This is a genomic window from Sulfitobacter sp. 1A12779, assembly GCF_043557315.1.
GTDB classification, from domain to species: Bacteria; Pseudomonadota; Alphaproteobacteria; order Rhodobacterales; family Rhodobacteraceae; genus Sulfitobacter; species Sulfitobacter faviae.
Window position 1 is genome coordinate 55,594 of sequence record NZ_JBIFFU010000011.1, and the last position, 12,446, is coordinate 68,039.

The window sequence follows — 12,446 nt, forward strand, 5'->3', positions numbered from 1 at the left end:
CATGACCGACACCTCTCAGACGATGCACAGTGGCGCGGAGACCGTGCTGGCCACGGCCAAGGCGTCACCCGCGCGGCGGGCGGTGGGGCTGTTGTCACTGGCGGGGCTGGGGCTGTTGCTGATCTATTCCGCGCTGACCCGCTCGCCCGATCCGGTTTGGCAGAGCGTTCTGGTGCTGGTGGGGCTTGGTTTTATCGCGATTGCCGAGGTGATGCGCCGCGCCACCGCCAGCGCTGTGGAACTGACCGAAGAGGGGCTGCGCGATGCCGATGGCCGGGTGATCGTCCGCATGGACGAGATCGCGCGCATTGATCAGGGCGCTTTCGCGGTCAAACCCTCGAACGGGTTCCTGCTCAAGACCAACCGCCGCGTGGCGCGGGGCTGGCGCTTGGGCCTGTGGTGGAGCCTTGGCCGCCGGGTCGGTGTGGGCGGCATGACCCCGGCCAATGAAACCAAGCTGATTGCCGAGATCATCCGCGCCAAACTGGCCGAGCGTGAGACCGCTTAACCGTCCGACCAGACCGTGCGTGGCGCATAGCGCGGGCGGGTGAAGACGAAGTTGTGAATGTCCCGCCGCACCAACCCGGTTTTGAACAGCGGCTCGAAGTCACGCCAAGTCTCGACCAGCGTGACGCGTTCGTTGTTGGGCATGACGGGCAGCTTGTCATGCCAATTGCGCACATCGTCGCTGGTCAATGGCTGGACCGTTCCCCGCACTTGTGACCAATCCGCGTGGTAGCGGTCGTTCGCCTGATCATACCAGATTGAGCTGACCCGAAGGGCCGTTTGCCCGGTGCCGCGGGTGAGATACTCGAAAAGCTGTTGCATCCCGCGCAGATAGTCCGCGTCAATCGCCTGCGTCTCGCGCGAGATGGCATCGCCCACGGTGTAGGCCGCCGTCTGGTTAAGGTTGTACATCCGGAAGGTGTCAAAGGTCGAATACATGGCCAGATAGGCCCAGAACATCAGCGGCAACATGATCACCGTCTCGACGGCGATGGAGCCATCCTCGCGCCCTTTGAACCGGGCCAGTAGATTGCGGAGAGCGCGCATCAATTCGGCTCCTGTACGAAGGCCGCGCTCGAGACCATGGAAACACGGCCCGCGCCGTCTTTCTCAAGGGCATAGCCAAGGCCGGTGGTCGGAAAGAAGGGCTCAAACCGTGCGCAGGCGCGCAGCAGCATCAGTTGATGCTCGACCCCAAGGGTCCAGCCGCGCACCGGTCTGGGGTCTTCGGAAGTGTCGACGCAATCGGGCGACTGGTCGAAGCTGGCGAAATTGCGCGGGTCCACGCGGATCATCTCAAGGCGCAGGGTCTCTTCGCAGTCATCCAAAAAGATCGCGGCCTCGCAGATTTTGTCCTTGATGGTCTGATGCGTCATCGGGGTATTGGTGTTCAGCCGGATGTAGCGCACCGTCATGTCGAGCCCCCGGTCAAGGAGCATGTGGCGGATGGCGTAAAAGCTCATCTCGACGGACATGAGCAAGCAGCCGAAGAGCAGCGGCGACAGGATGGCGAATTCCATCAACATGGCCGAGCCATCCTCATCGCCGCGAAACCGGCGCCATGCCTTGATGCAGCGCTGTATCATTGCGTCAGCCTCAACTGGTTGATCTGGCGGGCGATGGCCTCGAACGCGCTGACGATTTCCACCCCTTCGACGCGGAAGAAATGGCTGTCGGAGGAGGCGCAGTTCTTCATCACCGATGCGCCATGGTCGGTCACTTCAAAGCCGATCGACCAGATCACGATGCCCTTGGCCTTGGCCGCGTCGCAGATGTTGTCGAGCAGGGTATCGGCCTGCGATGCGCTGTATTTCGTCCAGTACCAGCGGTGACGCTCGCTTGAGCGGACATTGCGGTTCAGCCACCAGTAGAAAGGGTAATCGCTCCAGTGGCGGTAATGGTCCCGGTTGGCATAGACTTGGCGGTTGATCCGGCGGGTGGTCACGTTCACCCCGTCAGTCATCAGGATCACCGTTTTCAGCGTGTCGATATCGCCGTAATCAGCCGGGCGCCCTTGGAAAGCCGCATCGCCGCCGATGGCTTGATTGATCGCGCGGAAGGACGGGTCGAGCAGGGCCACGCCCCATTTCATGCCCAGATGAATGGCGGTGTTTGCGCGGGGCTGGAAATTGGAAATCCGGGCTTTCAGCGCGGCGGCGTTCTGCGAATAGGGCGCGACTTCTTCGTAGTCCTGCTTCGGGCAGCCGGGGTTGTAGATGTTGTCATAACGGCCGGTGTTGTCGCGATGATAACCGTTCCAGCTATAGCCCGCCTCAAAGTGCTGCATATGCTCATAGCTGCGGGTCTGGCTGATGGCGGTGAGGTCAAACTCGCTGTCGTCGAAATCAACGCAATGGGAGAAGGAATGCAGCTGGGTGACGTTCAACTCATCCATGATGTCCTTCCCGACGTTGACCTGCGCGGTATAGGGCACGACGGAGATCGAGATCAGGTCTGCGTTTTCGGGCTTCAGCACGGTGTCGATGAAGGCATCGCTCGCGTCATGCAGGTTGGCCATCTTGCCGTTCTCCCGCATGGAGCCGGAGATATCGAGCACCATGGAAATCTCGACTTTGTTCACCTTTTCCTCCGCCGTGGATTTGGCAGGGACATGCAGCCGGTCTTGGCCGAATTTACTCATGAACATCGTGTTGAGCGTGCGCGAGGCATCGACGGTGACGCGGCGGTAGTTCAACCCTTCGTCGACCGTCACGCTGGATACATATTCGGCCAGCCCCGCCTTGTCGAAATAGTCGCGGGCCACGGCCTCGGGGCTGAGCGTCTGGTCGAGGTCCGCCGCCGCCAGCACGGCGCGGTCGGCCACGGCCTGCACCCTTGCGCGTTCGCGCTCATGGCGCATCAGGTCCACGCCGATGCCGCCCATGAGGATCATCAGCAGGATCATCAGAATGGCAAAGACCGTGACCAGCCCGTCTTCTTCGCGCGCGAAGCGGCGCAACAGCGCGGGCAGGGGCTGGGGGGGAATTTCCGAACTGTGAGTGCTATCGCGCATCGTCATCAACCTCTCTTCCTGTGGCGTCCTGCGGGCGCCAAAGGGAATGGGCGGCATTTGCCTTGCCCTGTTGTGCTGCGGGAAAGTGTCCAGAGTTTGGCGCCTCTGGGGCAATAGGCGGCGCTTGGGGCCGGTATTCGGGGGCATTTTGGGCCGATTTCCACCGGGCGGGGAGGGTGGCGCGCGCCGCCCCTACCCACGGTTGATAAAGTTTCGCAAATCGCGAGGAATTGGGTCGCGCCCCGCCATGAGGCGTCCTACGGTGCGACTGCATGCCCCTAGGGCAGCCAGATGAGTCGCGCCCGCAAACAAAGGGACCGCGACCGGACAAGAAGAGGAGAGACCGATGAATCCAGCCAATGAGCCGAGTTTCCGCGACAGTGTGGACCTGATGTTCAATCGCGCGGTCGCGCTGATGGATTTGCCGCCCGGTCTCGAAGAGAAAATCCGCGTTTGCAACGCCACCTACACGGTGCGTTTCGGCGTGCGTCTGCGGGGCCGGATGCATACGTTCACCGGCTACCGTTCGGTCCATTCCGAACATATGGAGCCCGTGAAGGGCGGTATCCGCTATTCCATGGCCGTGAACCAGAACGAGGTCGAAGCGCTGGCCGCGCTGATGACCTATAAATGCGCGCTGGTAGAGGCGCCCTTTGGCGGCTCTAAAGGCGGGCTTTGCATCGATCCGCGCGACTACGATGAACATGAGCTTGAACTGATCACCCGGCGTTTCGCCTATGAGTTGATCAAACGCGACATGATCCACCCCGCGCAGAACGTGCCCGCCCCCGATATGGGCACCGGCGAACGTGAGATGGCTTGGATCGCGGACCAGTACAAACGCATGAACACCACCGACATCAACGGTGTGGCCTGTGTCACCGGCAAGCCGATCAACGCGGGCGGCATCCAAGGCCGGACCGAGGCGACAGGCCGGGGCGTGCAATATGCGCTCCAAGCCTTCTTCCGTGATCCCGAGGGGCTGAAGAAAGCGGGCCTTTCGGGCAAGCTCGACGGCAAGCGGGTCATCATTCAGGGTCTCGGCAACGTGGGCTATCACGCCGCCAAGTTCCTCAGCGAAGAAGATGGCGCGAAGATCACCGCGATCATCGAACGCGATGGCGCGCTACACAGCGAAGACGGGCTCAACGTCGAGGCGGTGCACAAGTGGATCGAAAAGCACGGCACGATCAAAGGCTATGCCGATGCGAAGTTCGAAGAGGATGGCGCCAAGTTTCTGGAAGCGGACTGCGATATCCTGATCCCCGCCGCGCTTGAGGGGGTGATCAACCTCACCAATGCCGAGCGTATCAAGGCGCCCCTGATCATCGAGGCCGCGAACGGTCCGGTGACCGCCGGGGCGGATGAGGTGCTGCGCAAGAAGGGGACGGTGATCGTGCCGGATATGTATGCCAACGCAGGCGGTGTGACGGTCTCTTACTTCGAGTGGGTCAAGAACCTCAGCCACATCCGCTTTGGCCGCATGCAGCGCCGCGCCGAGGAATCGCGCCACCAACTGGTGGTGGATGAGCTTGAGCGGCTGAGCGCGGACAAGGACCTCGGCTGGACGCTGAGCCCCGACTTCAAAGAGAAGTACCTGCGCGGTGCGGGGGAGTTGGAACTGGTCCGCTCCGGTCTCGATGACACGATGCGCACGGCCTATGAGGCGATGGCCCACGTTTGGCACAGCCGCGACGATGTCGATGATCTGCGCACGGCGGCCTATCTCGTCTCGATCGAAAAGGTCGCGGCGAGCTATCACGCCAAGGGGCTTTGAGGGGCGTATCGCCTCTCTTGAAGTGACCGAAAAAGGGGCGTCCTGCGCCCCTTTTTGCCGTCGGGGGGCGTAGTGGGTGCGAGAGGCGTTTTCTGTCATTGATACTTGCGCCCCAAGTTGCTTGACTGCGCCAAGACCGGGGGAGGCGAAAGATGCGATTTTCAGGACTGCGGGTGTTGCGCGAAGGCTTGACCGGCAATCGGGGTTGGACGGCGCAATGGCGCGATCCAGAACCGCAGGCGGAATATGACGCGGTGATCATTGGCGGTGGCGGGCATGGGCTGAGCACGGCCTACTACCTAGCCAAGAACCACGGCATGACGAATGTCGCGGTGCTTGAGAAAGGCTACCTCGGCGGGGGCAACGTGGGGCGCAACACGACCGTGGTGCGCGGCAATTACTTTCTGCCAGGCAATTCCGAGTTCTACAGCCATTCGCTGAAACTCTGGGAAGGTCTGTCGGAGGAGTTGAACTATAACGTGATGTTCAGCCAGCGCGGCGTGATCACCCTGTTTCACTCAGACGCGCAGCGCGATGCTTCGGCCCGGCGCGGCAATGCGATGATCAATCAGGGCGACGATGCGGAACTGCTCGACCGCGAGGGTCTGCGCAAAGTGCTGCCCTATCTGGATTACGACAACGGGCGCTTTCCCATCTACGGCGGGTTGCTGCACCGACGCGGCGGCACCGCGCGCCACGATGCGGTGGCGTGGGGCTATGCGCGCGGCGCGGACCAGCGCGGTGTCGATCTGATCCAGCAATGCGAAGTCACCGGCATCGACATTGAAAACGGCCGCGTGCGCGGCGTACAGACCACGCGCGGGGCGATCCGGGCCAAGAAGGTGGCGATCGTGACGGCGGGGCGCTCGGGGCAGGTGGCGGCGATGGCCGGGATGCGCCTGCCGATCGAGAGCCATGTCTTGCAGGCCTTCGTCTCCGAAGGGTTAAAGCCTGTGATCGACCATGTGATCAGCTTTGGCATGGGGCATTTCTATATCAGCCAGTCCGACAAGGGCGGGTTGGTCTTTGGTGGCGATCTGGATTTCTATGCCTCCTACGCGCAGCGCGGCAATCTGCCGATGATGGAACATGTGATGGAGGCGGGGATGACCCTGATGCCGATGATCGGCAAGGCCCGCGTGCTGCGCTCTTGGGGTGGGATCATGGACATGACACCCGATGGCAGCCCGATCATCGACAAGACCGAGACCGAGGGTTTGTTCGTCGACTGCGGCTGGTGCTACGGCGGCTTCAAGGCGGTGCCCGCCTCGGGCTATGCGCTGGCGCATCTGATGGCCACCGGGCAGCCCCATGAGACGGCGGCGGGCTTTAGGCTCGACCGGTTCCGCTCGGGCGAAGGTCTGATGGATGAAGAGGCCACCGGGTCTCAGCACAACTTGCACTGAGGGAGGGCGAATATGCGGATCGAATGCCCCATCTGCGGCAGCCGGGATCGGCGGGAGTTCTATTATCGCGGCGATGCCATCGCCTTGGCCCGGCCTGCGCCCGATGCCTCGGATGAGGAATGGGACGCCTATCTGCACCTGCGCGACAACCCGGCGGGAGAGACCCGCGACCTGTGGCAGCATGAGACCGGCTGCGGCGCTTGGCTCGTCGTCACCCGCGATACGGTGACCCATGCGGTGCGGGCCGTGGAATTGGCATCGGATGTGAAAAGGGCCATGGCATGAGGATTGCAGGGCGCGGATTGATCGACCGGGAGACGCCGGTCAGCTTTACCTTCGACGGGCGGCGCTACGGCGGCTTTGCGGGCGATACGGTCGCCTCGGCCATGCTGGCGAACGGGCAGCGGTTGATGGGGCGGTCGTTCAAATACCACCGCCCGCGCGGGGTGCTGAGCGCAGGCAGCGAAGAGCCGAACGCGCTGGTGACCACCGGCGTCGGCCCCGCGTCAGAGCCCAATGTCCGCGCCACCATGCAAGAGATTTACGAAGGTTTGCAGGTGCGCAGCCAGAACGCTTGGCCGAGCCTCGATCTTGACCTCATGGCGGTGAACGATTTGGCATCGCCGTTCCTCGGGGCGGGGTTCTATTACAAGACCTTCATGTGGCCGCGCAATTTTTGGCGGCGCGTCTATGAGCCGGTGATCCGCCGTGCCGCGGGGCTCGGGCGGCTGAGCGGCCAGCCCAATGCGGACGCCTATGAGAAAGCCTATGCCTTTTGCGATCTTTTGGTGATCGGTGCAGGCCCGGCGGGTCTGATGGCGGCATTGGTGGCGGCGCGGGCGGGGGCGGATGTGATCCTCGCCGATGAAGATGTGCTGATGGGCGGGCGGCTGAATGCCGAGAACGAGCGTGTCGATGGTGAGCCGGGTCATGTATGGGCGGCGGGCGTGGTCGCGGAACTCGCGGCGATGGACAATGTGCGCCTGATGCCCCGCACGACGGTGACCGGCGCCTATGACGGCGGGATGTTCGGCGCGTTGGAACGGGTCAACCAACACCGCGCGCGGCGGGGCGAAGGCGCGCCGCTTGAGTGTTTCTGGCGCATCGCAGCCAAGCAATCCATCCTCGCGGCAGGTGCTTTGGAGCGCCCCGTCGCCTTCGCCAACAACGACCGCCCGGGCATCATGACCGCGGGTGCGGTGCGGGTCTATCTCAACCGCTGGGGCGTGGCTCCGGGCAAGCAGGTTGCGGTCTTTGGCAATAACGACGACGCCCATCGCACGGCCCGCGATCTGGCGGCAGCAGGTGTGCATGTGGCCGCACTGATCGACAGCCGCGAGGGGGTCAGCCGCGATGGCGCGGATTTCCCGGTGCTGCGTGGGGCGGTGGTCTGCAACACCTCGGGCGGCAAGGAGCTGGAGGCGGTGTCGATCCGCACCGCGGCAGGCGTGCATAAGATACAGGCTGATTGTCTGGCCATGTCGGGCGGTTGGAACCCCTCGCTGCATCTCACCTGCCATATGAACGGGCGACCGACATGGTCGCCCGAGATCCACGCCTTTGTGCCGACCCCCGGCGCGGTGCCGGGGATGCATGTGGCGGGGGCCTGTAACGGCAACTTCTCGACCCACGGCTGCCTTGCGGCGGGTGTGGCGGCGGCAGGGGACGCGTTGGCGGCTTTGGGCCGCAAGCCAGTGCCCATCGATCTGCCACAGGCCGATGACGCGCCCTACCGCCTTGCCCCGCTTTGGGCGGTGCCGGGCAAGGGCCGGGCGTGGCTGGATTTCCAGAACGATGTCTGCGTGAAGGATGTGCAGCAGGCGGCGGCCGAGAGCTTCCGCTCGGTCGAGCATATGAAGCGTTACACGACCCAAGGCATGGCCCCCGATCAGGGCAAGAACTCCAACGTGGCGGCGCTGGCGGTGCTGGCCGATGCCACCGGGCGCGGCATTGCCGAGACGGGCACGACCACCTTCCGCCCGCCCTATACCCCGGTTGCGATTGCAGCGATGGGCGCGGGCGGGCAGGGCAAGGGCTTTGCGCCTGAACGGCTGACCACCAGCCACGCGGCCAGCCTTGCCATGAACGCCCCGATGGTGGAGGCGGGGCTGTGGTATCGCCCCGGCTATTTTCCGCGCGGGCAGGAGCGCAACTGGCGTCAATCCTGCGACCGCGAGGTCGGGTTTGTCCGCAAGACGGTGGGCATCTGCGATGTCTCGACCTTGGGCAAGATCGACATTCAGGGGCCGGATGCGGCCAAGCTGCTCGATCTGGTTTATACGAACAAGTTCAGCACCTTAAGGGTCGGTAAGGTGCGCTATGGGCTGATGCTGCGCGAAGACGGTTTCGTCATGGACGATGGCACCTGCGCGCGTTTGGGCGAGACGCATTACCTGATGACCACCACCACCGGCGCTGCCGGTGAGGTGATGCGCCATCTGGAATTCGTCACGCAATGTCTGCACCCCGAATGGCAGGTGCATCTGTCTTCGGTCACCGAACAATGGGCGCAATTCGCCGTGGCAGGGCCGAAGTCTCGCGAATTGCTGAACGGGCTGCTGGAGCAGCCGATCGACAATGAGAGCTTCCCCTTCATGGCCTGCGGCGATGTGCGGCTCGGCGGGGTCGCGGCGCGGCTGTTCCGCATCTCCTTCTCCGGCGAACATGCCTATGAGATCGCCGTGCCCGCGCGCTATGGCGCGGCGCTGTTTGATCTGCTGGTCGCGCGGGCCGAGGCGTTGGAGGGCGGCGCCTATGGGATGGAGGCGCTCAACGTGCTGCGGTTGGAGAAGGGCCATATCACCCATGCAGAGATCGACGGCCGCGCCACGGCAGAGGATATCGGCATGGGGCGGATGCTGTCGGATGCCAAGGACTGTATCGGCAAGACCATGTCCGAACGCCCCGGCCTGCGCGACCCAAACCGCGCGCAACTGGTCGGGCTGCGGCCCGTCGGCGCGGTGAAACAACTCACGGCAGGGGCGTTTCTGTTCGAGGCCGGGGCCGAGGCCAGCCGCGAGAATGCGCAAGGCCATACGACCTCGGTCGGCTTTTCGCCGGATGTCGGCACGTTTATCGGGCTGGGCTTCGTCACCCGGGGCCGCGCCCGGCATGGGGAGGTGATGCGCATGGTTGACCATCTGCGCGAAATCGAGGCGGAGGTAGAGATCTGCGCCCCGGTCTTTGTGGACCCTGAAGGAGGGCGCGCCCGTGGTTGAATTGAAAGCGCAAACACCGTTCGGCGATCTGCTCCCGCTGCACATCGGTGAGATGACGATGGCGGCCCGCGATCTGGGCCAGTTGACCGTGCTGGGCGTGTTCGATCCGGCGGGCCTCACCAAGGCGCTGGAGGCCGCCCATGGGGTTGCCCTGCCGGAGCCGCTTCAGAGCACCGCCAAGGGCGATGTCCAATGCCTTTGGTTTGGCCGGGAAGAGGCGCTGCTTGTCGGGCCCGCACCGGATGAGGCGCTTGCGAAACATGCAGCCCTCGTCGATGTCTCGGACGGATGGGCAGTGGCGGAGTTGCAGGGGCCGGCGGCCGAGGATGTACTGGCGCGGCTTGCCCCGGTTGACCTGCGCGCGGCGGCCTTCAAACCCGGTCAGACCCTGCGCAGCGCATTGCGCGACATGCCCGCCGCGATCACCCGCACCGATACCGGCTTTTTGTTGATGGTCTATCGGTCGATGGCCGCCACTTTGGTGCAGGAGTTGCGCCGCGCTATGGAAGCGGTGGCATCGCGGCGCTAGGTTGTTCGGCAGGGGCCCGAATCCCCGTTTGGCAAACAACGGAGCATAGACATGAACAAAACGATTTTCGCCGCATTGGCCGCGATCGGCATGGCGGTCTCGGGCCCGGCGCTGGCGGCCTCGAAGAAAGAGACGAGCTGCATGCATCAGGCCGCCGTGGTCGCCGCCGTGCAGCAGGCCCGCCTCGACCGCGTGAAAGAGCGCCAAGTCCCCGCCGCCGTAAAGGCCAAGGCGACATGGCCCGAGAGCTTTAACACCGCGATTCCGCTGGTGACCCCTTGGGTCTACGAGATGAAGATGCGCGACGTGAAAAAGAACGATCTCGCCGCCGCGTGGAAAGAAATGTGCCTCGCCCAGTAGGCTGACCAACGCCGTGCCGGGCAGGGGGCGCTGCCCGGCAAAAGGGGCGTTTAACCGCCCGCCGCCGCGCCGCCTCCTCTGGACTCTGAACTGCCCCAGCCGGTATATGAAGCCATGAGCCTGCCCCCCGGATTTTTGGAAGAACTGCGTGACCGCGCCAGCCTGTCTCAGGTGGTGGGGCGCAAGGTCATTTGGGACAACCGAAAGTCCAATCAGGGCAAGGGCGACATGTGGGCGCCATGCCCCTTCCATCAGGAAAGATCCGCCAGCTTTCACGTCGATGAGCGCAAAGGGTTCTACTACTGCTTTGGATGCCACGCGAAGGGGGATGCGATCTCTTTCGTGCGCGAGACCGAGAATGTGAGCTTCATGGAGGCGGTGGAGATCATCGCCCGCGAAGTCGGCATGACGATCCCCAAGCAAGACCCCCGCGCGCAGGCCAAGGCCGACAAGCGCACGCAATTGGCCGAGGTGATGGAGCAAGCGGTGCAATGGTTCCGCCTGCAACTGCGCACCGGGGCGGCGGGGGCGGCGCGCGATTATCTGGCCAAGCGCGGGTTGTCGGAACAGGCGCAGGCCCATTGGGAGATTGGCTTTGCCCCGAACAGTTGGCAGGGGCTTTGGGATGCGCTCAAGTCAAAGGGCGTGGCGGATGAGTTGATCCTCGGGGCGGGGCTGGCGAAACCCTCCTCCAAGGGCGGCAAGCCCTATGACACGTTCCGGGGGCGCATCATGTTCCCGATCCGCGATGCGCGGGGCCGGGCGATTGCTTTCGGCGGTCGCGCGATGGACCCCGAGGATAAGGCGAAATACCTCAACTCGCCCGAGACCGAACTCTTTGACAAGGGCCGCAGCCTTTACAACGTCAAACACGCCCGCGCCGCCGCAGGGCGGGGGCAGCCGCTGATCGTGGCCGAAGGCTATATGGATGTGATCGCCCTGCATGGGGCGGGGTTCGAAGGGGCCGTGGCCCCCTTGGGCACCGCGATCACCGAGAACCAATTGCAGATGTTGTGGCGGATCGCGCCTGAGCCGATCATCACGCTGGATGGCGATGCGGCGGGCCAACGCGCGGCGCTGCGCCTGATCGATCTGGCCCTGCCACTGTTGGAGGCTGGACAGAGCCTGCGTTTCGCGGTCATGCCCGAGGGGCAGGATCCTGACGATCTGCTGCGCGCGCAGGGGGCCGGGGCCTTGCAAAAGCTCTTGGACAACGCCCTGCCCATGGTGCGCCTGCTGTGGCAGCGTGAGACCGAAGGCAAGGTTTTCGACAGCCCTGAACGCAAGGCGGCGCTGGACAAAAGCCTGCGCGAAAAGATCAAGCTGATCCGCGACCCGTCGATCCGCAGCCATTATGGGCAAGAGATCAAGGATCTGCGGTGGGAGCTGTTCCGCCCGCAAAAGAAACGGCCCGAATTCCGCCCCGTCGGGGGCAAAGCGCCGGGCAAGGGCAAAGCCGGCAAGGGCGCTGCTTGGGGCGCGCCGCTGGCCCCGCTGGCCAGCACCAAAGCCTCGGCCCTCGTGGCGATGAGCGATGAGCAGGTGGGCATGCATCTGCGCGAGGCGGTGATCCTTGTGGCCCTCGTCGATTGCCCGCAGTTGATCGAGACCTTCGAGACCGGGTTGGAGGCGATGCGCTGCGATGACCCTGATCACGCGCGGCTGCGCGATCTGCTGCTGCGCTTTGGCCATGCGGGCGAAGAGCGGCTGCGCGAGGAGATTTCCTATTCCCTCGGCTGGGAGACACTTGAAAACATGAAGGGGCAACGCCACGTTGCCATCACGCCCTGCATCCGGAATCCCGGCAATGTGGACATGACCCGCCTGACCGTGGCCGAGGAACTGGCCAAACTGGATGCTGCCCGTGGGCTGAACGAAGAGATCGCCGAAGCCGTCGAAGACCTCAGCGGCCCGGCGGATGAGGGGGTCACCTGGCGCTTGAGCGAAGCGGCCCGTGCTGCCGATCTTGCCCGCCGCAGCGCACAGGAAGAAAGCAACGGGGAATTCGACGTGGGCGACAACGGCATGACGATGGACCGCGATGAGCGCAGCGCATTGGACGCGCTGTTGGGAACGATTAAATATGACAAGTCAAAGGGCCGCGGATGAGCATTGGCGTGGCCCATTTGCAGGACTT

At 63.9% G+C, this 12,446-nt stretch carries 11 protein-coding genes; 8 read left to right on the plus strand and 3 right to left on the minus strand.

Features of this window, described 5'->3' with window-relative positions; genetic code table 11:
• Position 1: 1 nt before the first annotated feature.
• The gene (locus ACGYLQ_RS13765; protein ID WP_394443447.1) at positions 2-508 is read left to right on the plus strand and encodes a hypothetical protein; all 507 of its coding nucleotides are present in this window, start codon (positions 2-4) and stop codon (positions 506-508) included.
• On the opposite strand, the gene ACGYLQ_RS13770 is transcribed toward ACGYLQ_RS13765, so the two are convergent.
• The 3 genes from ACGYLQ_RS13770 to ACGYLQ_RS13780 are packed head-to-tail and all read right to left on the minus strand — an operon-like array spanning position 505 to position 3,025.
• A complete protein-coding gene (locus ACGYLQ_RS13770) occupies positions 505-1,053 on the minus strand; it encodes a TadE/TadG family type IV pilus assembly protein (protein ID WP_394443449.1) in 549 nt (182 codons plus the stop codon). The genes ACGYLQ_RS13765 and ACGYLQ_RS13770 overlap by 4 nt on opposite strands.
• Positions 1,053-1,592 (minus strand): TadE/TadG family type IV pilus assembly protein, encoded by a 540-nt coding sequence (locus ACGYLQ_RS13775; protein ID WP_394419224.1) that lies wholly within the window; start codon positions 1,590-1,592, stop codon positions 1,053-1,055. Before ACGYLQ_RS13775 ends, ACGYLQ_RS13770 begins: the two co-directional genes overlap by 1 nt.
• Positions 1,589-3,025 (minus strand): pilus assembly protein TadG-related protein, encoded by a 1,437-nt coding sequence (locus tag ACGYLQ_RS13780; protein WP_394443450.1) that lies wholly within the window; start codon positions 3,023-3,025, stop codon positions 1,589-1,591. Before ACGYLQ_RS13780 ends, ACGYLQ_RS13775 begins: the two co-directional genes overlap by 4 nt.
• Positions 3,026-3,365: 340 nt before the next feature.
• On the opposite strand from ACGYLQ_RS13780, the gene ACGYLQ_RS13785 reads away from it, so the two are divergent.
• The 7 genes from ACGYLQ_RS13785 (at position 3,366) to dnaG (ending at position 12,418) form a co-directional block, all read left to right on the plus strand.
• On the plus strand, positions 3,366-4,796 hold the full coding sequence (locus ACGYLQ_RS13785; protein ID WP_168612392.1) for a Glu/Leu/Phe/Val dehydrogenase: 1,431 nt from the start codon (positions 3,366-3,368) through the stop codon (positions 4,794-4,796).
• Positions 4,797-4,948: 152 nt separating this feature from the next.
• Positions 4,949-6,202, plus strand: coding sequence for a sarcosine oxidase subunit beta family protein (locus ACGYLQ_RS13790; protein WP_394443452.1), 1,254 nt, complete (start codon positions 4,949-4,951; stop codon positions 6,200-6,202).
• A 12-nt stretch (positions 6,203-6,214) separates the two neighbouring features.
• Positions 6,215-6,487 (plus strand): sarcosine oxidase subunit delta, encoded by a 273-nt coding sequence (locus tag ACGYLQ_RS13795; protein ID WP_394443454.1) that lies wholly within the window; start codon positions 6,215-6,217, stop codon positions 6,485-6,487.
• Positions 6,484-9,420: a sarcosine oxidase subunit alpha family protein gene (locus ACGYLQ_RS13800; protein WP_394443456.1), complete on the plus strand. Its 2,937-nt coding sequence runs from the start codon at positions 6,484-6,486 to the stop codon at positions 9,418-9,420. The genes ACGYLQ_RS13795 and ACGYLQ_RS13800 overlap by 4 nt, the downstream gene beginning before the upstream one ends.
• The gene (locus ACGYLQ_RS13805) at positions 9,413-9,949 is read left to right on the plus strand and encodes a sarcosine oxidase subunit gamma (protein WP_394443458.1); all 537 of its coding nucleotides are present in this window, start codon (positions 9,413-9,415) and stop codon (positions 9,947-9,949) included. Before ACGYLQ_RS13800 ends, ACGYLQ_RS13805 begins: the two co-directional genes overlap by 8 nt.
• Positions 9,950-10,000: 51 nt before the next feature.
• Complete coding sequence (locus ACGYLQ_RS13810) at positions 10,001-10,309, plus strand: hypothetical protein (protein WP_394443460.1); 309 nt, start codon at positions 10,001-10,003, stop codon at positions 10,307-10,309.
• 114 nt (positions 10,310-10,423) lie between these two features.
• On the plus strand, positions 10,424-12,418 hold the full coding sequence (dnaG, locus tag ACGYLQ_RS13815) for a DNA primase (protein WP_394443461.1): 1,995 nt from the start codon (positions 10,424-10,426) through the stop codon (positions 12,416-12,418).
• Positions 12,419-12,446 lie beyond the last annotated feature (28 nt).

Excerpts from the sequence above, each read along its gene's own strand:
- ACGYLQ_RS13785 (WP_168612392.1), top strand. The coding sequence starts at position 3,366 with ATGAATCCAGCCAATGAGCCGAGTTTCCGCGACAGTGTGGACCTGATG.
- ACGYLQ_RS13795 (WP_394443454.1), top strand. The coding sequence starts at position 6,215 with ATGCGGATCGAATGCCCCATCTGCGGCAGCCGGGATCGGCGGGAGTTC.
- ACGYLQ_RS13770 (WP_394443449.1), bottom strand. The coding sequence starts at position 1,053 with ATGCGCGCTCTCCGCAATCTACTGGCCCGGTTCAAAGGGCGCGAGGAT.
- dnaG (WP_394443461.1), top strand. The coding sequence starts at position 10,424 with ATGAGCCTGCCCCCCGGATTTTTGGAAGAACTGCGTGACCGCGCCAGC.
- ACGYLQ_RS13775 (WP_394419224.1), bottom strand. The coding sequence starts at position 1,592 with ATGATACAGCGCTGCATCAAGGCATGGCGCCGGTTTCGCGGCGATGAG.
- ACGYLQ_RS13790 (WP_394443452.1), top strand. The coding sequence starts at position 4,949 with ATGCGATTTTCAGGACTGCGGGTGTTGCGCGAAGGCTTGACCGGCAAT.
- ACGYLQ_RS13810 (WP_394443460.1), top strand. The coding sequence starts at position 10,001 with ATGAACAAAACGATTTTCGCCGCATTGGCCGCGATCGGCATGGCGGTC.
- ACGYLQ_RS13765 (WP_394443447.1), top strand. The coding sequence starts at position 2 with ATGACCGACACCTCTCAGACGATGCACAGTGGCGCGGAGACCGTGCTG.
- ACGYLQ_RS13780 (WP_394443450.1), bottom strand. The coding sequence starts at position 3,025 with ATGACGATGCGCGATAGCACTCACAGTTCGGAAATTCCCCCCCAGCCC.
- ACGYLQ_RS13800 (WP_394443456.1), top strand. The coding sequence starts at position 6,484 with ATGAGGATTGCAGGGCGCGGATTGATCGACCGGGAGACGCCGGTCAGC.